Origin of the sequence: Atopobium sp. oral taxon 416 (assembly GCF_018128285.1) — a bacterium.
GTDB lineage: Bacteria > Actinomycetota > Coriobacteriia > Coriobacteriales > Atopobiaceae > Olsenella_L.
Genome location: NZ_CP072380.1, coordinates 2343287 through 2366236, shown reverse-complemented (window position 1 = coordinate 2366236; position 22950 = coordinate 2343287). Strand labels below are relative to the sequence as shown.

The 22950-nt window shown below is 52.9% G+C and carries 16 protein-coding genes, 1 pseudogene and 1 CRISPR repeat array (1 of these 18 running past the window's edge); of the genes and pseudogenes, 5 read left to right on the top strand and 12 right to left on the bottom strand.

All coding sequences use genetic code 11. The features are described from left to right. Nucleotides 1-2165: a CRISPR direct-repeat array (repeat unit 36 nt; unit sequence GTGTCATTACCAGTCAGAACGTCACTGCACCAAAAC); it reaches 699 nt to the left of the window's first position. Nucleotides 2166-2238: 73 nt separating this feature from the next. From csn2 to cas9, 4 genes and pseudogenes are all read right to left on the bottom strand, one after another. Then, nucleotides 2239-2901: pseudogene (gene csn2 / locus J4859_RS17890) on the bottom strand (type II-A CRISPR-associated protein Csn2); the annotation flags it as partial. Beyond that, a complete protein-coding gene (gene cas2, locus J4859_RS12315; RefSeq protein ID WP_249113645.1) occupies nucleotides 2898-3206 on the bottom strand; it encodes a CRISPR-associated endonuclease Cas2 in 309 nt (102 codons plus the stop codon). The pseudogene csn2 and the gene cas2, both read right to left, overlap by 4 nt. 23 nt (nucleotides 3207-3229) lie before the next feature. Continuing rightward, nucleotides 3230-4108 carry a type II CRISPR-associated endonuclease Cas1 gene (gene cas1, locus J4859_RS12310; protein WP_212335323.1) on the bottom strand — a complete coding sequence of 293 codons (879 nt, stop codon included), beginning with the start codon at nucleotides 4106-4108 and terminating at the stop codon, nucleotides 3230-3232. After that, a complete protein-coding gene (cas9, locus tag J4859_RS12305) occupies nucleotides 4098-8297 on the bottom strand; it encodes a type II CRISPR RNA-guided endonuclease Cas9 (RefSeq protein ID WP_212330165.1) in 4200 nt (1399 codons plus the stop codon). The genes cas1 and cas9 overlap by 11 nt, the downstream gene beginning before the upstream one ends. Before the next feature lie 572 nt (nucleotides 8298-8869). Between cas9 and J4859_RS12300 the strand changes: the two genes are divergently transcribed. From J4859_RS12300 to J4859_RS17100, 4 genes are all read left to right on the top strand, one after another. Beyond that, on the top strand, nucleotides 8870-9127 hold the full coding sequence (locus J4859_RS12300; RefSeq protein WP_212330164.1) for a hypothetical protein: 258 nt from the start codon (nucleotides 8870-8872) through the stop codon (nucleotides 9125-9127). After that, nucleotides 9121-9360, top strand: a complete 240-nt coding sequence (locus J4859_RS12295) for a hypothetical protein (RefSeq protein ID WP_212330163.1) — start codon at nucleotides 9121-9123, stop codon at nucleotides 9358-9360. The genes J4859_RS12300 and J4859_RS12295 overlap by 7 nt, the downstream gene beginning before the upstream one ends. A gap of 217 nt (nucleotides 9361-9577) precedes the next feature. Continuing rightward, nucleotides 9578-9829, top strand: a complete 252-nt coding sequence (locus J4859_RS12290; RefSeq protein WP_212330162.1) for a hypothetical protein — start codon at nucleotides 9578-9580, stop codon at nucleotides 9827-9829. A gap of 104 nt (nucleotides 9830-9933) precedes the next feature. Next, nucleotides 9934-10065, top strand: coding sequence for a hypothetical protein (locus tag J4859_RS17100; RefSeq protein ID WP_256436743.1), 132 nt, complete (start codon nucleotides 9934-9936; stop codon nucleotides 10063-10065). A gap of 1498 nt (nucleotides 10066-11563) precedes the next feature. Here J4859_RS17100 and J4859_RS12285 read toward each other — a convergent pair. The 5 genes from J4859_RS12285 to J4859_RS12265 form a co-directional block, all read right to left on the bottom strand. Continuing rightward, nucleotides 11564-12310 carry an energy-coupling factor transporter transmembrane protein EcfT gene (locus J4859_RS12285; protein ID WP_212330161.1) on the bottom strand — a complete coding sequence of 249 codons (747 nt, stop codon included), beginning with the start codon at nucleotides 12308-12310 and terminating at the stop codon, nucleotides 11564-11566. Next, nucleotides 12303-14087, bottom strand: a complete 1785-nt coding sequence (locus tag J4859_RS12280) for an ABC transporter ATP-binding protein (protein ID WP_212330160.1) — start codon at nucleotides 14085-14087, stop codon at nucleotides 12303-12305. Before J4859_RS12280 ends, J4859_RS12285 begins: the two co-directional genes overlap by 8 nt. Before the next feature lie 134 nt (nucleotides 14088-14221). Next, a complete protein-coding gene (locus J4859_RS12275) occupies nucleotides 14222-14809 on the bottom strand; it encodes a hypothetical protein (RefSeq protein WP_212330159.1) in 588 nt (195 codons plus the stop codon). A 286-nt stretch (nucleotides 14810-15095) separates the two neighbouring features. After that, complete coding sequence (locus J4859_RS12270) at nucleotides 15096-16385, bottom strand: Nramp family divalent metal transporter (RefSeq protein ID WP_212330158.1); 1290 nt, start codon at nucleotides 16383-16385, stop codon at nucleotides 15096-15098. A gap of 7 nt (nucleotides 16386-16392) precedes the next feature. Next, entirely contained in the window at nucleotides 16393-18222 is a 1830-nt protein-coding gene (locus tag J4859_RS12265) for a magnesium transporter MgtE N-terminal domain-containing protein (RefSeq protein ID WP_212330157.1), read from the bottom strand. A gap of 416 nt (nucleotides 18223-18638) precedes the next feature. On the opposite strand from J4859_RS12265, the gene J4859_RS12260 reads away from it, so the two are divergent. Continuing rightward, the gene (locus tag J4859_RS12260; RefSeq protein ID WP_212330156.1) at nucleotides 18639-20135 is read left to right on the top strand and encodes an ATP-binding cassette domain-containing protein; all 1497 of its coding nucleotides are present in this window, start codon (nucleotides 18639-18641) and stop codon (nucleotides 20133-20135) included. Here the strand turns inward: J4859_RS12260 and J4859_RS12255 are convergent. From J4859_RS12255 to J4859_RS12245, 3 genes are all read right to left on the bottom strand, one after another. Continuing rightward, nucleotides 20119-20751 carry an NUDIX hydrolase gene (locus tag J4859_RS12255; RefSeq protein ID WP_212330155.1) on the bottom strand — a complete coding sequence of 211 codons (633 nt, stop codon included), beginning with the start codon at nucleotides 20749-20751 and terminating at the stop codon, nucleotides 20119-20121. The two genes, J4859_RS12260 and J4859_RS12255, sit on opposite strands and share 17 nt — an antisense overlap. A 127-nt stretch (nucleotides 20752-20878) precedes the next feature. Continuing rightward, a complete protein-coding gene (locus J4859_RS12250) occupies nucleotides 20879-22105 on the bottom strand; it encodes an IS1634 family transposase (RefSeq protein WP_212330154.1) in 1227 nt (408 codons plus the stop codon). Between the two features lie 60 nt (nucleotides 22106-22165). After that, nucleotides 22166-22546: a hypothetical protein gene (locus J4859_RS12245; protein WP_212330153.1), complete on the bottom strand. Its 381-nt coding sequence runs from the start codon at nucleotides 22544-22546 to the stop codon at nucleotides 22166-22168. Nucleotides 22547-22950 lie beyond the last annotated feature (404 nt).

Below are 22950 nucleotides of genomic sequence, written 5' to 3'. Positions count from 1 at the left end.
AGACCTCGTCCTCAAGCGGGTTAGTGTCATTACCAGTCAGAACGTCACTGCACCAAAACTTTTATGCTTGCATCTCGCGGGTTTGTTTAGTGTCATTACCAGTCAGAACGTCACTGCACCAAAACACACTAGCAGGTGGACCAATTCCGCTCATTGTGTCATTACCAGTCAGAACGTCACTGCACCAAAACCGAATTAGAGCAGTATGATTCGACATGGTTGTGTCATTACCAGTCAGAACGTCACTGCACCAAAACTGGTAGTTGCGGCAGAAACAAAAAATATAGGTGTCATTACCAGTCAGAACGTCACTGCACCAAAACTCATAGCGTTAAGTCGTGCTTGTTTAAGTCGTGTCATTACCAGTCAGAACGTCACTGCACCAAAACCTAACAATTGGTGCCAAAGAGGTAAATTCTGTGTCATTACCAGTCAGAACGTCACTGCACCAAAACTTAGACAGTACTTAGATCTAGTCTATACAGTGTCATTACCAGTCAGAACGTCACTGCACCAAAACTCACGCTTAAGCTGCCAGGCGTAAGTGCTGTGTCATTACCAGTCAGAACGTCACTGCACCAAAACCGCCCAGCACTTCCTAGACTATTATCAGGCGTGTCATTACCAGTCAGAACGTCACTGCACCAAAACAGCTACAAGGCTAGTAACGACCAGGCCGTGGTGTCATTACCAGTCAGAACGTCACTGCACCAAAACAGGGCGAAACGCTAGCTGCAGATGGTGGAAGTGTCATTACCAGTCAGAACGTCACTGCACCAAAACTTATTTGTCTGATCGAGAGCGGACTTAGTGGTGTCATTACCAGTCAGAACGTCACTGCACCAAAACCTGTAGTGAAAGATATTTAGAGGAAAGAGAGTGTCATTACCAGTCAGAACGTCACTGCACCAAAACATGACAGCACGGCCTATACACATGGTGCTTGTGTCATTACCAGTCAGAACGTCACTGCACCAAAACACCGACTCAAGCATCTGTTGCGTCGCGGTAGTGTCATTACCAGTCAGAACGTCACTGCACCAAAACAGGAACTTATAGAGGCAGGTAACCTTAATAGTGTCATTACCAGTCAGAACGTCACTGCACCAAAACTCTGCGCGCGTCATCAAATGTCTCACCATTGTGTCATTACCAGTCAGAACGTCACTGCACCAAAACACAATATTTTTGGACTTCTTCGAGTTTTGGTGTCATTACCAGTCAGAACGTCACTGCACCAAAACTCTGCGCGCGTCATCAAATGTCTCACCATTGTGTCATTACCAGTCAGAACGTCACTGCACCAAAACACAATATTTTTGGACTTCTTCGAGTTTTGGTGTCATTACCAGTCAGAACGTCACTGCACCAAAACTATTTTCTCTGTGGTAAATCTACGATATCCGTGTCATTACCAGTCAGAACGTCACTGCACCAAAACATACGACAAAACTCTGTGGTATGCATTTACGTGTCATTACCAGTCAGAACGTCACTGCACCAAAACTCGTTCGTCTGCTTGAGTGCGGACTTAGTGTGTCATTACCAGTCAGAACGTCACTGCACCAAAACCGTTATTTGCCGCCACAGGCGGAGTCGGTTGTGTCATTACCAGTCAGAACGTCACTGCACCAAAACAAAAGATTCTGAGGTCAAGCAGTCAGAACAGTGTCATTACCAGTCAGAACGTCACTGCACCAAAACTCTCACTTGATGGTTTCCAAAAGTTGAGCGGTGTCATTACCAGTCAGAACGTCACTGCACCAAAACAATGCGATGAGCTGGTGCCAGTATCGCGTGGTGTCATTACCAGTCAGAACGTCACTGCACCAAAACACGCTAACAGGTGGACCAATCCCGCTCATGTGTCATTACCAGTCAGAACGTCACTGCACCAAAACCTAACATCCATTTTTTTCCTTAATCTATGAGTGTCATTACCAGTCAGAACGTCACTGCACCAAAACTAACAAGCTTGCATCGTGGCCAGCGCTACGGTGTCATTACCAGTCAGAACGTCACTGCACCAAAACGATGTCCCGCCCAAATTTAGCGAATTGTTCGTGTCATTACCAGTCAGAACGTCACTGCACCAAAACACAACAACGGCTCTACGGATGGCAAGTACTGTGTCATTACCAGTCAGAACGTCACTGCACCAAAACCGTTGGTGCAAATTCCCTCCTGCAAAGGGACGCCATTCTGACTGGTTTCATTCTTAATATCCTCAACAAAGTCCTCGTCAATGGCTATATTTCCACCAAATCCCTTTGGTGGAATATAACTAGCTCCTTCAAGTAGCAGCACATTCAAATTAAGAAAAATTATGGTGTCAAGGAACGTTTTGAGCTCGGATTTTGTCAAAAAAAGTCCGAGATTCATGAAAATAATAACCCCTTTAAACCCCATATCAGCGATATATTCCGTAAAGCGGATACAGCTATCAATGTAAGGTTCGCCGGGGTCTTGTTCAGGCTCCAGACCAAAGAGTTTTATAAATTTTGTGAGGTCCCAATCTTTGGTAAATGAATACTCGCTATTAAAACTGAAAGCTATTCTCTCAATAGCTTTCATGATCTCCTGGCTTTGAGAATCAATTGTTTGCCTTGTCTCTTCGTCTTCCTGTAGACATGCGATAAATCGTTCAGCCAGATGCTGAGCCAGAAGCCGGTGATCCCAAGGCAAATCAAGAGGATCTCCAATAACAATTGTTCCGTCGCGTGGAGACACTTCCGTTTCTCCATCCCAAATAGAATATGGCTCAAGCGCTTCGGTGCCTAAGCCACTTTCGAAAGAGCGGCATATTCGGGCATAGAGCGCTTGGTTATAGATACGCAGTGCTGTTGGCTTTCCTGCTTTGATTTCTACGGGCTGGTCCATTCCGTTGATGACGATGTTCATATGATCAACAGCTCATCGGTGGTGTCTATCTCATCATGTTCTACTTCATCGCCCGTGACATAAATCATAGAGACATATTGTTTTTCCGTAACTTTAAGGACCTGTACGAGCCCTTTTTCGGGCCGTATCTTACGGAGTCGGTCGATTGCGGCTGAGGCGGCGTTCTCATTGATCACCAGCTTGGAATAGACTGATTTTTGAAGCATCAGGTATCCCTCTTCGATGAGCTTCTTTCTAAACTGTCGGTAAGTCTTTTGCTCACTTGGGGTTTCAACCGGCAAATCAAAGAACAGCACGAGTCTCATATACCGAACCCTTGTCTTCCTATTCACAGCAATTCAAACTTCTCAATATTGTCTACAGGGATCTTCTTATTCAACGCATTCAGACAGTCCTGAACGTACAGTGAGACTACGGATCCCACCTTATAATTACCGTCACGGTACTGGACAATAACGTTGGCGACATCCGCGAGTGTACGCCGTATATACTTGTCAAAGTCTCCAGCGAGATTCTCTATAACGAGGGCATCGATCAGCGGTCTAAATGGTTCCATCAAGTCACAGGCAAAGTTAAACTGGTTTGTCTCTCCTCGATGGCAGATACCGCATTGGGTAAGGAATCCACGGGAAACGATTTCTTGGTTGACCATTGATAGAAGTACGGCATATCCATAATTGAGGGCGTCATTGATCAGACAATCGTCGTCACGAGAAAAGTCATCGCCAAATAAAGTTGCAAAATATATGCGGGCAGCTGCGGCCTCGCGATTAGTGGTATCCCCAGATCGTACTTCAGCTGCCATGGCCTTTAGGATATGGGCTTTTTCGTCATGCTCATACTTCTCAAGTACAGAAGCCTGATGAGTGATCTTTTCCTTTACCACACGTTGCCAAACGCGTTTCTTTATAGGCTCACCCCACGCCAACTGGAGCTGGATCTTTGCATTGACGTTGTATGCGCCATAGAGCGGCAGGTACTCTCCGATAGGGTTGTGCTGCTCGTCAGATACCACGAGTGCGATCTTGCGTTTTGCAAGCTCTGAAAAGAGGTACGCGCTGGCATAGACCTGTTCGGTCTGAAGAATGACTGTGGATACCTCTGACAGATGAATTTTGGCAGTATCATTTTCTTTGCGTACAACCATATAGCCACTTTTATAGGAAAGCTTACAGGGGCTCTCTATGAAGACTGTTCTAAAGCTCAATTTTTGCCTTCGTTTCAAACATGCCTGTTACGGATTGGTCTACAAAGCGGAATGAGGAGTCAGACATTTCCTTCGAGAAATTGAATTTTATACAAGCAGTATACGGTCCCTTTCCCACAGGCCTCAGATCTGTAGAATTAGATTGCGCGGACGCTTCGCTCATGATCCCGGAAAGAATGCTTAACTTTTCAGAAGGGCCTAGCTCGTTGAACTTGCCATCCCATTTACCCAGGTCGAGCAATCCAGCTAATCTCGGAGAGCGTTGCAGAAGGCTATTTTCTATTGAATGAAGCAACGTCCTATAGGCTTCTGAATCGTCGTTTTCGTTATCCTCATGTTGAATAGAATCGTAGAGACGTGCGTCTCTCAATGAAAGAGCTACTTCGGTAGCGTTTCTAACTTCCTTTTTCCCTGTCACATAAAAGCGGTTACCTGCTACTTCTATCAGTTGATATTTATATATGCGTGGTCGGATGATATGCAAAAATTTTAGGTTTTCCTTAGCTGCTAATCCTCTTGCATAGGTAATCAACGATGAGAGATCATGATTTTCTGAGTCTATCTCTGACGCAATGCTCACTGGTACATTCCCAAAGCGGATTACTGATCGTCCTTTGTTGTCTTCGCAGCTAAATGTAAAGAAATAGGCATAATACTCGCTAGAAAAGCCTCCGTACTTAGTAGGGTCCAACCCTTGTTTTATCGGCAGAGTGGGCTTCTTCTTTGCTGTTTTTGGTGAATATATTGTCGCATCCCAGAAGGCACCAGAGGTGATCTCGGGCATATGGGTAATGTGACACTGCTTAAGGTCAAAAGCCCAAGATACCTTCTTCATCTCGGCGTTTGGCTGCCATACCCCACCATCACGTAAGACTTCGCCGGTCTCGTCGTCAATACTAGGTTTTTGGAAGCTGCTTACGATAAAGCTAACGGACCCAGGAACATTTCTTTTGCTATTTACTGATTGGGCTTCTTGCTTGAGTGCCAAGCGCACGACATGAGCATAGTAAACTGGATGTTCAAAGATATCCGGATACCGGGAGCTTATAAAACGGCCTACGGTAAGCGCTAAGAGAGCATCCTGGGCATGGTGGTAGTTGTTAACCTCGCGGTGCTTGGGCAGGTTATAAATCTTTCGCAGCTCATGGGATATACGCGCCTTTATGCCATATATCTTTGTGTCAGGATAGCGTTCCTCCAAGAGCATGCTTGTCATTTTGACAATTTGGCTGGTCTCGACCAGTTGGCGCGCGACAAAGCCACCCAGCTGATTGTCGGAGAACCTGCTGCGCATAAGGTTGTTGTATTTCTTATCGCTTAGTAACTTGGCATCATGCAGCGCTGTCCACGTTGAGCACATGCGGCACCGAATGCTCTTGTCAAGCAACATGCTATCGGATTTGCTTTGGTTCTCTGAAGCGAGGACTAGTGCCTTATTGTCCAGGCTGTCATCCTTTATAGCAGTTTGAGGGATTATATGGTCTACTTGATATTCAGATAACTGTTTGATTTCAAGCTTTGTTCCCGAATACAGTGACTTGCCATTCTGCAAGAAATAGAGCATGAGTCGTTCATCCATGTTTACTTTTTCATATCGCTTAAGCTTATTGAGTGTCTCATCTACGCCCTGTTCTTTGCCTTGTTCCCTGAGATCCTCAAGCGCGGCTTTTAGCTGTCTATAGCGGTTGATGGTACGCTTTTTGGGCCCATCGTCTCTAGTATTCTCCAGGTAAATGCAGGTAGGCTCATGTTTTGCGATTCGTACGATCTCATCGATAATGCGTAGCGCTTGATTGATAGCGCGTCTATTTGCAGGGGATCCCTGAAGGTTGTCAATTGAGTTGTGGGGCATGCCCTGCATCTTTGCAAGGTTGTAGCTATCAACCATCTTTTGGAAGCCCAAGCGATCATCGTGGAGGATCTGCATGAACACCATGGTCTGGTAGCGCTCGTCACTGTTGGGGTTACCATCGCGCAAAATATCCATAATGGACTTTTTGCCCTGATCGGTATCGGCTTTAAACCCGGTCAACAACTTTCTTGAAAGCCGGCCCCAACCGCTGAAGCGGTGTTTGCAGATCGTCTTTATCTGTTTGGCATTGAAGGGGCCTCTGTTCTCCTGCCCATACTTCTCTTTGAGTTTATCACGCAGAATATCGCGATCTTCAAAGATCGTGCTCCACAGGATTACTTCCTCTAGCATGGGATAATTCTCAGGACGGAGATCGGAGGTGCCAAAGACCTTCTCTGTAAAGAATCTATAGGCGGAGAGCTTTGACTCTAAGCCTGTCTCGCCCTGTCCACCGCGCACATGTACGTGAGGCAGACCGTTCCGCTTGAACCAATCAGATATTGCCTTGTAGGAAACTGAGCGCCTATGGCAGAAGAGCTCGTTAAAAATCTTCTGTGAGTCTCGTACCGTTAGATGGCGCCAATCGTCCCCATCAACGCTATAGGTAATGCCGTTCAGCTCGTTGCGCACACAAAATTCCTCATACAGAAGAGAATTGCGTGGCAAGACAGGCTCTCCCAACAGATACGAGCATTCACCGGTCATACGTCCGATGAACCTCTCTGCACTCTTGGATTTATCAATAACCTCTTGCCAGTTCCAGGGATATATCTTTTGATTTTCTTTTCCTTCTTGACGGGCAGACCAGGCAAAGCGGTTCTTCCCCTGCGCATCTTTGGCGGCGTTCTTGGTGGTGAGTGGCCCCACGTAGTAGGGGATACGGAACTCTACCAACGAAGTCAGTTTATCTTCCTCTGTGAGCAAGAACGGATAGTATTTCCCTTGATTCTCGCAGATCTTGCGTAACTCTTCGAGATGAAACTGGTAGGGGATTGCTCCATTATCGCTTGTCTTTTGGCGACGCAAAAAACGTTCGTGCTCAAAGCCCTCTTTCATCTGCAGATAGTCGGGGTCAGACAAAACGGCAGGGTCAGCCTTCGAGTTTTCACCCTCGAAGAGGTCGACGACGTCTTTTTTGAATCTGTCATACGAACCTGAGCCATGGTCTAGGTCATATAGTGTATACCCTGCGGAACCTCTCTTTTGGTACGAATGGTTGCTATTTCCTTTATCGTCTGAGATTGTCTTGCCACGGAAGAAGCTGTCATACGCATCAGGCACATGCGTTCCTACCAGACGCTTCAGGGTCTTAAGTTGCTTGCCGTAGGTATCAAAGTCACGCGCTTTGATAAAGGAGATGGTTTCTCCTTCTTTGGCACCTTCCAAAATGCCGCTCAGGATATATGCGGAGTATACCTTTTGAAGCATTTCAAACAGATACTGTCCGTCATCAGGGCACGCCGGCATGAACTCTTCGACTTTCTCATCCTCAGAAAGCATAAAGCTATAGTCAGTTTCTCCTTCAATGCTAAAAAACTTCTTGAAGTCCACCTTATAACCGATGGCTGCCTTGCCGAGTTGATCAGCGATGCTCTTTTTGTATGCCTTTTCCGTATTGAGCAGATCAGAGAATTGTTTGTATTTGTCGCCTCTGCTGATATGAGGATCTTCCAGAATTGCCGTGATCTTTTGAGCGGTCTCATCGAGAGCGTCGGCGTCCCCGCTCAGGGATGTACTGATATCCTTGTTGTCACACCAATCCACAAAGGCGTTCAAGAACTCTTCGACCGAGCCCACCATACCAGAGTTGCTGGCGGAGAGCTTCTTGTTGTCCTGATGTAAGAAATTGCCGCGGTGCTTAACGATGTTATGTAGCGCCAAATATACAAGGCGGATATCAGCCTTGCTTGGGTCTTCTATCAGGCGTTTACGCAAGTGGTATATGGTCGGATACCTATCGTAGTATTCTTTATCAGTGAAGCCAGGGTCGTTGAAGAGGGCATACACATCCGATGAGATGCGATCATCGCGGTCTTCTAACAACAACATTGACTGGTTGAGCCTAAGGAAAAAGTCTGGATCGACTTTATCCATTTCGTCCTTAAAGAAACCTTGCAACAGAACTATACGCTGACGACGGCGTTCATAACGGCGGCGCTGTCCTCGATGTGAGCGGGCTTCGGCAGCGGTGCTTGCCGTGGGAAAGATACGGCTTCCCCAGGTCGGCTGCCCGTTAAAGTGCATCAGATTGCCTTCTGTATCGGTAACTGCCCAGCCAACTGAGCCGGTGCCCATATCCAAGCCTATAAGGTAGTTCTCAGCATCGCGTAATCTCATAGTCGTTCCTCCGACCATTTGCCAAATTTCTCATTTTATCTCATTGGCTTGTATTGGGTTGTATGCTACTATCAATTCGTCCTGATTACCAGTCAGAACGTAACTGCGAGTCAAAATACGGCTTTAGCCAAAAAAGCTCCTTCCGGGGCACCGCGTAGGTGGCACTTGCAGTCTCGAGAGCCCTTCGGGGCTCTTTTTTGTGCTCCTATGCTGTGTTATCCGTGCATCGTTGAGCTTCCTTATGGGGGGTGCGGACAGAATTTTCCAAGATTCTGTCTGTACCATTACAGTGAGAGACAGCCCCCTGGGGGCCTCTCCGAGCTTTGGGGTTTCGACAATGAAGTGTCTGCGGATTCCCTAACCTTGTAGATGGCCCTGAAAGGGGCTGCTGGCTAACCTTCCCCGGATAGCCGTATGTCCCTGCCTCTTGCGAAGGCCCGGGGAGTGTTGCTGCTAAGGGATGGTGGTCTGTCCGGGAACGGCTGATAGGGATGTGCCTCACGATAAGCAGGGTAGTGTGGATGTCGTCCCTCAGACACGCTGGCCTGCCGACCTAAGAGGAGGGTACCATCATGGAGTGCAAGCAGAAAGACTGGTTCGGGCCACAGCGCATCTATCTCGGCATAGATGTGGGAAGGCCATCTCACTGGGCAGTGAACCTGAAACTGGGTGGCACCATCGCGATCAGCTACAGGCAGGACAGGTGCCAGGAGAGTATCGAGGCTCTACTCGACGAGGCGGGAGAGGGCGCCCTGGTCAATTGTGGACCAGAAGAACAACATAGGCTCGCTTATCGTGTACAGGTGGTGCGCGAAAAGGATCGATGTTAGATACCTTCCCGGGGAAGGCCATGAAGTACGCCCGGGAGATGTTTCCCGGAACGGCCAAGAGTGACCGAACAGATACCGAAGCCATCGCGCAGGCGGGGATCGGGATCAGGACGGCCATCAGGCCGATAGCCGAGACCGACGACCTCAGCACCTGCGTCTCGCTGCTGTCCTTACAGCTCTCATATGCCACGAGGCGCGCCGGCCCGCAACAGGCTCCATGCGGTGCTGCTTAAGTCCGACCCCGCCGCCGAGCCCGCAGGGGATCTCTCGAGCGCATGACAGCTCGGGGCCATGGCCGAATACGAGGGGCAAAGGGCCTTGCCGCTACAGGCAGGAGGTACTACTGCACGCTGTGCGCGAGACACGGCGTACCTGTACAGGCAAGGGATGCATTCTGGAAGCTGTCCCACGCTCTTCCCCTCCTCGTCCTTCCATCCCGATGCAAAGGACATGCTGGCAAGCAGCCTTGCCAGGGAGATCCTCGCAGCCAGCTCCGAGAGGGCGGAGTTCTCCGCGGAGCTGGGGCGCCTGCTCCAGGACGATAAGACCTACCGCTGGCTGCTCACCATCTTGGGCATAGGGCCCAAGAGCACCTCGGCGCTCGCCACCTCGCTCTTCCTAAGGAACAGCAAGCTTGCCGCATACTGCGGCCCGCAGACCACGACTGCAGATCCTCCATCAGGCGCGAAGGAATGCCCATAAAGGCAACAAGGAGCTGAAGAACCTCCTCATATTCAGCTGCAACTCGCTCGTGGGGACGAAGAAGCGCTTCGGGAAGCACCACGATGCTTGGCACCGCAAGGGGCATGAGGCACAACAAGGCGCTCAAGGCAGTGGTCCGCAAGAGGTCCCGGGTCATCTATGCAGTGATGCGCGACCGGGTGCCATATGTGGAGCCGCCAGTGGACAATGTAGAAAAATCACCTGTTACGACTTGACAGAACTATAGGGACCCCCCCTTGTCGGTTTGCATGTGAAGTATTTGGATGGTGTGCTGCAGAGCGATTTTTTAGTTGAGAGCTAAGTGATGTTTGTGATCATCACCTAAGTGATGAGTGTCTTCCTTCGCTAGTTGGTGGAAAGGATGAGGTGGAAGCAAAGCAGGTATCTCGAAGGGTTTTTGTGCTCACAGTGATTGTTCAAGGTGGTACTTCTTGCTCTTAGGTGTCAGTGAATATATTGCATACAGCAAGCTATCGATATTTAGGCAGGCAAGACAAGCATGCAGTATGGAGTGCAAACCAACTACAGCTGCCATCTCAGTGCCAACCACTATCGCAAGTTGAAATGCCTTTGCCTATATGCGAACAACCTCTACAGCAAGGCTTTGTATCAAACAAGGCAGCATCTCTTCATTGCAGGCGGGCTTTTCAGCTGAAAGACCAACTATCATCTGTGCAAAACCAACGATACCTACAAGATGCTGCAAGCCTAAGGGGCCCAACACACGATAAAGGGTGTCGCCTATAGCTTGAAAGCTTCCCCTACACTATTGAGAAGATGCAAGAGTGGCAACTACAGCTACTCTCAAGTGTTGATCTCACACTACAGGGCAAAAGGCGGCGTGTTTTTGCTGATACTTCCCACGAACAGGTTGTAGAGGCTGCCCGCTCACAGGCAGCTCACACAGACCTATCCTAGCCATGTCGAACGTTTGGATGGGGCAGTGTATCAAGGGCATCCTCTCTAAACAGCCAGCAGCTGCTTTCAAAATCCAATATGTGCTTAAAGCCCAACAGCTCCTTAGCTTGAATGAGTGCTGTATTATGGGAGTGGATATAGAAGCTGACAATCTCGCCGCGCGGCTCACCTCCGGCCATGGGCGCTTGGTTGGCAGGAGATGGCTCAAGTCAGCCAACCACTATTGCAACAGGCACTTGGCGTATCTGAAAAGCCGACTAGACACAGACAAGTTCCGACAGGTAGCCGAAGGGGGTCGGCGTGTGCGAGACTGCATGCTCAAAGCGCCACGCACCCTCACCAACCTGTTCATAGAGAAGAACACAGACACACTGATTGTTGGACCCACCATGGGATGCAAGCAGGGAGCAGCCACGGCAGAAAGAATGATCAAGCGCTCATACAGATTCTCTATAGGCTACTCGAACGCTAGCTCACATACCGATACATGCAGCAGAAAGAGACCTACACGTCCAAAGCATCCTGTATGGGTGGGGATCGAATACAAGCCCGCTGACAAGTAAGCACACCTTCTCTTAGACAAGCGCATCTGAGGCGGCCTATAGCGAACCCAAAGGTAGCATCTTGGTGAAGTGCAGACATCAACGCTGCCGCAAACATTGCACACAAACAAAAGCCGGCAGAGCGGCAACTGTGTAGAGGTGTTGTGGCAATACCTCTACAAATTCATGTCGATTGAGACATGGGCCACACCAAAATCCCGTAAACTTTAGTTTACAGGAATGTCAAGAGCGACTAGAAGAAAGCCCCGAGTACAACGAGACCGACGCAAAGGGCAAGTACAATGTAGTCTGCGGTCTTCATGGGGTAGCGCTTGAAACTGCTCTCGCAGGTCCTGAGATAGAAGCCCCGCTCCTCTGCGGCGAGTGCGGTGCTGTCGGTTTTACCCACTGAAGTTACCAGCAGCGGTATCGCCAGTGGCAGCATCAATTGAAATTTCTTAAACGGATTCTTGGTGTCAAATTCCACACCGCGTGCGGTCTGGGCTTCCATGATGGAGTTCATCTCCTGGCTGAAGACTGGGATAAAGCGCAGCGCAGTCGTAAAGGTGAACGCATAGGGATAGGGGATGTGAAGCACTTCGACACAGGCATTAGCCAGATCATTCAGCTTGGTGACTGAGAGCATCAGGATCAACGGCAACGCTACACCCAACAATCTAAGGCAAGCCTTTGAGCCGGTGATTAGCCCCACGTCCGTCATCCACCAAATCACGAGGGTGCCGTCACGGACGAAAGCGGTCTGCAAAAGGAGCATGATGATCGCGATGGGGATGAGGAGCTTCAACAGCGATATGAGTTTTGAGACCGAGTGCGCATAGAAGCCTAAACCAAAGGTTAGGGCCAGAAGGACAATGAGCATCGAATAGGTCTGCGCCAAGAACGTCGCGATAATGATCGCAGCGGCAATCGCTAACTTCGTCACCGGATTGAGGCGGTGCAGCAGGGTATTACCCGGCACATAGTCGATTACATTAACCATGTCTCACCATCTCCTCAATCAAATCCACCATGCCGGACACCTGGCTGATGCCAGAGAATTCGGGGCTTATGGTGTGGGTAAGCTCCTGCGAGAGCTGCACGATCTGCGGGGCCTGGATGTAGGCCTGGTGCATCAGGTCTGCGTTCTCAAACATCTGTTGGGTTGGTCCACGCCCAAGGATCTTTCCGTTTGCCATCACCATCACGCGCTCTGTAAAGTCGGAGACAACCTCCATGTCATGGCAAACCACAACAACAGCGCAGCCGTTGTTTGCCATCTCACTCACCGTGTCCATCACGGTCATACACTCGCGGTAATCGAGGCCGCTTGTTGGCTCATCGAGGAGCACAAGATCGGGCTGCATCACGACGACGGAGGCGAGGGCGACTACTTGGCGTTGTCCGCGTGAGAGCGAGAAGGGGGACTCTTCGGCAGGAAGGCCGAAGCGTTCGATCACCTTGTTGGCGCGGCGGCGTGCCTCGGTACTGTCTACACCCTGCAGTTCGAGACCAAAGGCGACCTCGTCGGTCACGGTGTTCTTGCAGAGCTGGTAGTCAGGGTTCTGGAAAAGGATGGAGCAATGGCCCGCGATGCGGCTCGTGGGGACCTCGCGGGTGTTGAGTCCGGCTAAGAGCACGTTGCCTCTATTGGGCTTCAGCAGCCCACAGATTAACTTCATCAAGGTCGTCTTGCCGGCGCCGTTCTGGCCGATCACGCCGACCATCTCACCGGGATAGACGGACATATTGAGGTCGTCGACGCGGCCGCCGCCTCCAGGGTACTGAAAGCTGACGTCCCTGATACTGAGGATCGGTTCTGCGTCCTGTGCGTGGGGACGGGGCGATACGACGTGCTTGGAGCCTTTGTACACTGGGTCGTCATCCTCGACAATGTCTGAATTAAGGAGGTCATGGGGGATCAACCGCTCGACCATTGCAGTAGCTTCCGGAACGTCGAGACAGGGATGCCCCGGCTTAATGAATCCGTCATGGGCCAGCGAATTTGAGACGCGCGCGACGCGCGGGCTGTCGACGCCGAGCTTACGCAGTTTCTCTGCGTGGACGAAGGTCTGCTTGGGGGTGCCGTCCAGAAAGATCTTACCGTGGTCGATTACGACGATGCGGTCACAGTACTGGGAGAGTAGGGCCACTTTCTGTTCAATCACGACGACGGTGACGCCCTGTTCGTGCACGTCGCGCAAGGTATCAAAGACGAGCTTTGAAGAGGCCGGATCGAGCGCCGCGGTTGGCTCATCGAGTACGAGCACCTTCGGTTGCATCGCGAGGATGGCGGCGATAGCGACCTTCTGCTTCTGGCCGCCGGAGAGCGTGGCGATTTCGCGGTCTCTTAAGTCAGCGATACCGACGGTATTCAGGGTATCGGTGATGCGTTGCTCAATCTGGTTGTGTGGGACGCCGAAGTTCTCCAGGCCGAAGAGCATCTCATCCTCGACGACAGAGGCAACCATCTGCGTTTCGATATCCTGCAGCACTGACCCTACCGTCTGTGAGATATCGGTGAGGGAGATATCGCAGGTGTCCTTTCCCTCAATCAGGGTGGAGCCGTAGAGTGTCCCTTTGAAGTGGTGGGGGATGGCTCCGGACATGATCGCGGCAAGTGTCGACTTGCCCGCGCCGGAAGGGCCTAAGATGCCCACAAATTCCCCGGGATTGGTTTTAAGATTGATATGGGAGAGGGCAGGAGTTACATCTTCGCTCTCGTCCGTTGCGGCATAGGTGAATGAGACATCCTTGATATCGATGATGGGTCTCTCCATGGCTGCCTTTCTTACTCACTAAAAACGCGTGCTCATCTATTGTGCGACAAAGTGAGTGTAATGCACAAAGATATGGGTTGCCCCACCGTGGGGCAACCCATATCCTCACATTGTCTTGAGTACAAAGATCATAGTCACTCTGCTTGGAATGGCTGCACCTTGAGTGCCTTGCAGATCGGGACATAGAGCGCAGCGACCAGGATCGCGTTGAAGGCACCCGTTGCAAAGACGACCGGGAGCATAGCGGCAGCGAGCTGCTGTGCGGCGCCGACCATTGCAATACGGATGATCATGAAGATCACGCCGGAGACCACGGTGGTGACAAAGGAGCCAACTAGCGGGATGGCCTTCCTGGCACTGGTCCTCATACCGGCGCGGACGATGATGGCCATGAGCATTGCGGCAATGCTCTCAGCGATAAAGTCGACACCCGGGGAGGTGGTGGTGAGCTGAATGACTGCGGCGGAGATGAGGCCGATGATCAGGGCCTGTGGGACCTTCGGACGTACGACGAAGATCGTGAGGCAGAAGGCGGAGATAATGAACTCAGGGCTGATCATGCCACCGGTGACGGAACTGATCGCTCGCCCGAGCGTGAAGTTTAGGATGAAGCCCGCAGCTAAGAGGATCGCGAGTAAGACCAGCGAGCGGATGTTGAGCTTGCCGTGGTCCTCAGTGGTGACGGTGCGTGCCTGCTGATGGGTTCCCTGTGCTTGTGCCATGATGGGTATCCTTTCCTGGTAATTAGTCATGAAAAAAAGAGGGCTCTGGTCAATTCCAGAGCCCTCTTTCCACTGTTATCTATCATCAGCGTGCAAGACTCATGATTGACCGAGCATACGAGTGCAACGCCACCACCACTGCTTGTTGGTAAGCTGTGACATCGTCACCCTCGTTTATCTCCCTCGTGAATCGTTTGCTTGCGTGGCTCAAACTATAGGGCACGCATCAGGTTCCTGACAACCCTTTTTTGTGTAAACCTTTTGTTTCTTGATTATCCCCTGTGTGTCAGTAACCCATCAGCTGCAGGACGAACATGATCGCTGTGAGGACCGTCACGAGGATGATAATGAACCAAGTGAGGAAGTTCCAGACACGGCCATTGGCGTATTTGCCCATAATGAAATGGCTCGAGGCGATGATCACCATGCACACAAGCAGGATCGGCAGGATCACGCCGTTGATCACCTGCGCCACCATCATGATCCCGAAGAGGTCGATATCGGGAACCAACACCACGACTGCGGAGAGGATGATCATCGCAGTGATGATGCCACGGTAGGCTGGGGCTTCCTGCCAGGTCCGGTCAGGGCCACGCTCCCAGCCAAAGGCCTCACACACTGCGCTTGCGGTGATGCCCGGCAACACGCAGGCTGCCAAGAAGGAGGCACCGACCAAGCCGATTGCAAAGAGGATGGAAGCGTTCTCACCGGCGAAGGGGACGAGGGCCTTTGCGGCGTCTGCAGCCGTGTTGACCTGCACCCCTTCCGGATAGAGGACGGTGCCGGTGGTCAGGATGATGAACCAGCTCACGAGCTCTGCCGCGATGGCACCAGAGGTATTGTCCGCACGTTGGGCAGGGATGCCTGACGCATCCAGGTTCTTCTCGACGACGTTGCTTGAGACCATAAAGATCATGTACGGGGAGATCGTGGTACCGATGTTTGCCACGAACAGGGAGACGTAGTTGAGGTCATTGGAGATTGTCGGTACAAAGGTCGCCTGCAGAGCTGCACCCCAGTCCGGTTTTGCCATGAATGCCGAGATGATGTAGGTCAGAAAGATCGCGCTGATGCTCAGCAGGATCTTCTCGATACGGTGGTAGGAGCCGCCCATCGTAAGCATCCAGCAGGCTGCGGCGGTGACCGGCACGCTTACCTGGAGAGGGACGCCGAAAAGCTGCATGCCCGAGGCGATGCCGGCAAACTCAGAGAGCGACACGGCAAAGTTTGAAACGATGAGCGAGAGCATCGCGATTGCGGAGACCCTGACGCCGAAGCGTTCACGGATCAGGGAGGCGAAGCCCTTGCCGGTGGCGCAGCCCATGCGGGCGGCGGTTTCCTGTACCACGATCAGAAGCAGGCACATGAGCGGGATGGTCCAGAGCATCCCGTAGCCGTAGCTGGCGCCCGTAGTGGAGTAAGTGGCGATTCCGCCGGCGTCGTTGCCGGCAAAAGAGGTCAGGATCCCAGGGCCCATGGCGCCCAGGATTGCGAGGAACTTTGCCTTTCTGCTCAGCGGTTGTGCGGTTGTGGTAGTGTTCGTATCTGTCGTTTGCGTCTGGTTGTTGTCTGCCATAGCGCGCTCACGCTCCCACTGCGAAGAGTGAGATAGAGACGTAGGCGAAGAAGATCGCAAGCGACAGGATCATGTAGAGTACCGCCATCGTTGCACCGGAGGTGTCCTTATTGTCTTCGTCGCGTTTTCTGATCCAGGCTAAGACTGCCGGGGAGAGCGCGAAACAGATAAAGGCTGCTGTTGCTGCGGCGCCGACACCGCGTGCGGTGAGTTCGGGGGTTGCCCCCATGAGGCCGGTCACAATGCTGCCGGCGACAAGCACGATAAAGAAAGCGACGAGCAGGCCTAAGCCTACACCCTTAAAGACCATGCCTAAGGTAGACGGCGCATCTTCGTCCGAATCATATTCGAAGTAGTTCTTCGTGACGTAGGCTGCAGCGTCGTTTCCCGCGATCACTGCGATTGGCATGCAGAAGGCAAGCGTGATCACATCGAGTTGAGGGATGTGGTCGTGCAGTACTGCGGAAAGGATCAGGACGCCGATCATCCATACCAGGAACCAAGCCCCATTGCGCAGCAGCCAGGTGAGATCGCCGGTGCGGCCTTCGGAGGAGGTATCGTTGTGGCCGGCGCCTGCAATCTGCAGGTCCTCGGCGTGCTCTTCGTTTAAGACATCGAGGGCGTCATCGACTGTGACGATACCAAGCAGGTGGTGCTTGTCGTCGACGACCGGCATTGCGAGCAGGTTGTACTTGACGATATCGTCAGCGACTTCCTCCTGGTCGTCGTCGGGGCTCACAGTCTTGATGTCTTCGGTTTCGGCAATGTCTTTGAGGTAGGACGTGTGATCAGCGAGCAGCAGAGTCTTAAGGGGGATCACACCGCTCAGGCGGTCCTCTCTGTCTTTGATATAGATGTAGGTGACCGTCTCAAAGTCCTCGTCGAGGTTTCGGATCACTTGGAGGGTGTCCTCGACGGTGTCCCCTTCGTAGAGATCTACCACCTCGGATGTCATGATTCTACCTGCGGTGTCCTCTTTGTAGCCCAAGAGCTGACGCACGGCGCGCTGCTCTTTGACACCCATCAGGCGCAGCAGTTTCTCTGCCTTGTCGTAATCGAGCTCACTGACCAATTCAGCTGCATCGTCCGGGCCCATCTCAGAGAGCATTTGGGAAGCATCGGAGTCGTTCATGCCAGACATGATGTCGGCGGCGATCGTGTCGTCGTCGAACTCAGAGATGGTGCCGGCCTTCTGCTCTGCATCGAGCTGGGCGAAGATCTGACCACGGAGCCTCGGATCGAGTCGTTCGATGATGTCTGCGATGTCAGCCGGATGCATATCGTCGAGTGTCTTGTGGGTGACGGAGAGCTTCACATCGGAAAGGTCACGGTCGAGCAGGTCCATGTAGTTCCAGGCGATGATCTTCTCGGGGATGTCCTTGCCGAGCGCATGGGCGATCTTCAAGACAAAGCGCTCAAGCTTCGGGGAGAGAGCCCGCAGGAGGCCGCGGATACCGACCTCGGCACCGAGCAGCCGCAGCTGGGAAGAATTGGTATCTGAAAGTTTGAGGTCATTGACGCGCACGACACGGACGCCCCGCGTATCAACGATCTGCTTGTTGAGCAGGTCGCGCGACATCAGGATCTCGTCGGGTTGTAGATAGCTGAAGCGGGTATCGGTCTTGATCACGTTCAGTCGGACTTCGTGTTCGTTATATGTGTCGACGTATTTGCGCCACGATAGCATGAACGGAGTACGACTGGGACCCTCGATTGCGAGCGAGGTAACCCGTGGGAATACTTCGCCTGTCGCGATGCCCAGATCGTTGACGCGACCGATATTTTCACCATCGACGTCGTAGACCGGGTTGCCGAGGAGTTGGGAGAGATAGATCATACTTGGGGCTCCTTGATGGGTGTTTGGTTTCGGGTACCCCGCGGCACCCGCTCAAGGAGCACCGAGGGGTTATCGACTGTGAGGTCGAGGTTTCATCGATGGCCCTTTCTCGTGTGTAGACAAGTAAAACGCCCGTATATTCGAGCTAGCAATATAGAACATTGTACTCACAATCAGTACGTGAGAGCGGAAAATATTATGAGGCAACCATATTGCGCCGCGATATGGGGACCTTGTAGAGGCATTTGCAGCGCTCTGTGGTTTCGATACAATAGCTTCGGCCATAAGACCAGTACGGGACGTACTACACGACGGCTCTGAATAAGGAGGCTGCAAACTTGCGCAAGTAAGCACGTCTTTTCAAGGCGATCATCTGTTGTTTTTTGTTGATTGTTAGATGTGTTTGCGAGGTTTGCATGACTCAACTTACTATTTCCCACCTTTCCTATACCTATCCTGACAGCCCTGAGGCGCTTTTCAACGACGTCAATCTCACGTTTTCACAGGGGTGGACGGCCCTGATCGGGGATAACGGATGCGGCAAGACTACGCTGGCACATCTGATCGCCGGCACGCTCACGCCGGATGCAGGGTCGATCGCCCCCAAGCTTGTGGTGGCACTGGCAGAGCAAGATACCTCAGAAGTACCTCGAGCGCTTTCCGATTTTGCCTGTGACTATGGACAAGAAGCCCTGGAGGTGCGGGAGATACTCTCTATTGAGGACGAATGGCTCTGGCGCTATGATACGCTCTCTGCAGGGCAAAAGAAGCGCATACAGATCGCATTGGCGCTCTGGCAGCAACCGGATGTCTTAATCGTAGATGAGCCGACCAACCACCTAGATCTTCCCTCGAGACAGGCAGTCGCTGAGGCACTGCGGGGCTTTTCTGGTATCGGCCTTTTGATCTCCCATGATCGGGCTTTGCTCAATGTAATCACTCAGAATTGCCTTTTTATCGACGCAGGTGCCATGGAGCTCATCCATGGCACCTACGAGCAAGGAGTAGAAGAGCGCCGGAAGGCGGCGCTCAACCGTAACCGTGACTACCTTAAGGAACGGCGCGAGCTTGTCCGAATTAAAGCAGTACGGGAACAGACACGTGCAAAGGCTGCCCAGAAGAAAGGACGGTCTCCGAAGGCCTCTCCCCGAGATTCCGATGCCCGAGAAAAAGCGAACCATGCCAAAGCTACGAGCAAGGACGGTATCCTTACCCGGCAGGTTTCTGCATTGAACAGCCGCCTCGGGAAGCTGGAGCGTGATGCCCACACACGGCCGCAGGGCAAGTACAACGGTGAAATCCCCACGTTCGGGCACCGTGCCGCTCGCTCGGTGCTCGTGCACTTGGAGAGCCAGACCATACCCTTTGGTCCGGACGCTGAGACGGGTGTCTCCATATCTGAGCTATATGTGGGGTCCTCCGACAAGATTGCCCTGATGGGAGCCAACGGGGTAGGGAAGACGACACTGGCACGAGTACTGATTAAGGCTGTACCGGACGATATCGCTACCTTAGTCTTGCCTCAGGAGCTGAAAGCACCGCAGCGCTCTGCGGTGCTGAACCAGTTGCATGAATTGTCTGATCGTGAGTGCGGACAGGTGCTGTCGGTGGCGGCACAGCTCAATGCACGCCCGGAGACTTTCCTGGAAGGGGAAGCTCTAAGCCCCGGGGAGCTGAGGAAGCTCTGCCTCGCGCTCGCAGTGCTGCAGGATCCGGCACTGCTGATACTTGATGAGCCGACGAATCACCTAGATATCCACTCAATCGAGGCGCTTTCCCATGTACTGCAGGCTTTTCCTGGGGCAGTCGTGTTGATCTCACACGATCAGACGTTGCTTCAGGAAGTGTGTACCGTGCGCTGGGAGATCGAGCAGGATGAGACAGGCAATTCGCGGCTTAGTCTTTCAAGCTGAGCTCACGGAGCTTTTCGGGGAGGGTGAGCCATGCCTGCGCGATTGAGCTTGCATGGTCAAAGGCTAAGCCCTTGCCGTTGGCATCGGTGGCCCAGAGGTGCCCGGACACCGGAAGATGCGTGATAGCAAAGTCAGAGGACAGCTCTTCGTCTTTACCGTGGAGCGTCAGCTGTGTGTGGTCACCTTCCTTATGGGCAGTGACACGGAACCACTGAGTCTGTGCTGCGTCGTCGCCTGCCTCAGCGATTGCGCCCGTGTCGTCGAGGGCGACAAAGGCATTGGAGACGACCCAACCTCTGGGGTCACGACCGGGGGTAGAGAGCAGCATGATTGGCTCGAGCTTCAGACTTTTGACATGGGTCTCCTCTGCGAGTTCACGTGCTGCAGTCTCATCGGCGGTCTCATTGGGATTGACGAAACCGCCCGGCGTCGCCCACTGGCCGATGCAGGGATGGCCGCCTCGGCGGACGAGTAACAACTCTAAGTGCTGCCTATGGATGCGGAAGACGCAGATATCCGCTGTGAGCGACGGGGCGGGATAATCCTTGGAGGTGTAGGAGGCTAAGAATTCTGCTTCTGTCAGACCGCTTTTATCGACCGGTTGTCCGTTTTTCATATGCATGAGGTTCTCCTGACTTCGTGTATCAACTATGTTCTCTCCTCATTTCGCTATCCTACCCCGCTATGCCGATTGGATACCGGACTTTGGTTTTTCGATCCCCGATATGGTGCTATGAGGCCCCTCAGCCGCGCTTCCTGCCGGCAGAGGGGCCCTTCCCTTCACCGCGCAGCATGGAGAGCGTGCAGGAGGAGATCGCCTTCACGTCGCCTTCGGTGAGGTTGAAGTGCAGCAGCGGAGGCCCTGTCCTTGACGCCAGCTCTTCGATGATGGGGCTTCTCCTGGATATGTTGGCATACCTCCTCTCCGAGGTGCGGCACACATCGAGGCCGCGACAGAGCCCCATGATGTCCTTGGAGGAGAACCTATCTCCCAGCACCTTCATCTGCAGGAGCCTCATGAGCAGCACGGCGATGTAGCAGACGAGGAAGTGGCCCGTGATTGTGCTCTGCCTCTGAAGATAGACGGGCCTCGCATCGAGCTTGGACTTCATCACCCTGAAGCTCTCCTCGATCCTCCAGAGCCTGTGGTAGGTGCTGTATATGGCCAGAGGGTCCATCCTGGTCTCCGAGGTCACGATCATGTTGTAGCCGGCAAGGGCCCTGGCCTTCCTGATCGCCTCGTGGTTGAGCATGGCCGCGACCTTCATGTCCTCCCTGAGCTCGCCCTCGGCGTCGACGGGGGAGTATGTGACGTACTTGGCGCTGTCGCCGTAGTCGGACCTCTTCGCCGCTGCCGCCTTAAGCGCCCTTGCCTTCTCCACCTGCTGGCTTATCTCGCAGGTCTGTTTCCTGGCAAGCGAGGGGCTGTACGTGACGACGTGCCTCTCGGGGAGGCTGACCTTCCTCTTCCTTCCGTCCTCTCCCTCTACCGTGTACTCGAAGTCGCCGTCGGCCACCTTGTAGCGAAACGATGTCTCGCCCTTCCCGTCGGGGACATCCGTCCAGCCGTCCCCCGAGAGCGCCCACGTGCGCTCCTTGGCAGGGAGCGCCTTCACCGACTTCGAGAAGATGTAGCCGTCCCCTGCAAGCACGGCCTCCGCGATGTTGGCTGCGCAGCTGAGCCCCTTGTCGGCGACCCTCACGGTCCTGCCGGATATGGAGCCCCTCTCCTTCATCTGGGCGATGCACCTTCCGAGCTGCGGCCTGTCGCTCTCGTTTCCGGGAAACAGGCTCATGGCCACCGGGATGCAGTTGGCGTCGAGGAGAAGGCCCATTGCGACTGTCGGCTCCGGCCTGTGCTCCTTCGAGGGGCCCTTCCTCCTGAAGGAGTCCTTGTGGTCGATCTCGAAGTAGAAGTTCGTGCAATCGAAGTAGGCCAAGGACATGTCGTGGCCGAAGAGGGCATCCACGTGCGCATTGTAGATCTCGACGACCTTGTCGTACTCATCGCCCAGATAGGCGAGCCCGTCTCAGAGCTGGTCCAGGGTGAAGGATGCGTCCACGCCCTCCATCTGGGGCAGTACGTCCTTGAAGGTCCTGAGCTTCGAGCAGGGGGCCATGGCCCTCGCATAGACGAGCGAGGAGAGGAGATCGTGCAGCGAGAAGCGCAAGCCCGAGGGCGCCTGCAGCAGGGCCATGTCGCCTGCAGCTACAAGCGCCGTGTCCTCTGCCTTCAGGGCGAAGTGGCCGAGGTGCCTTGCGTCGGGGGCATCGGAGATCTCCCGCACCCTCTCCCTCTCCATGCCGGCCTTCCGCTCGGCATTCATGCGGGCCACCTCGCGCTTGTAATGGGAGACGGGATCCTCTATGCCCTTCTCCATCAGCTCGTCCTCGTAGCCCAGGGCCTTCACCGACCTGTTCGTGGTATGCCTTCGCTCGGGGTCCCAGTGGCTCTCGTAGATCTGGAGATAGAGCCCTTTCTTTGTTGCGCGTCTGCTTGAGGAAGTAGGCCATCTGCCACTCCCTGTCAGACGAAAGCACCATAGCACCGTATATAGATGACGCCAGGAAATTCCCCACAGATCAAGCATCGGAGTATAAAAAAGCCAGCTCAGGGCTGGCTTTTGCGGTTCCGGGCCATGTCCCGGGTCCTGAAGAATCGTGGTGCTAAACGCTAAAGACGGGCTTTTATCGACCGGTTGTCCGTTTTTCATATGCATGAGGTTCTCCTGACTTCGTGTATCAACTATGTTCTCTCCTCATTTCGCTATCCTACCCCGCTATGCCGATTGGATAAGGAAGTAGTTGGAATAAA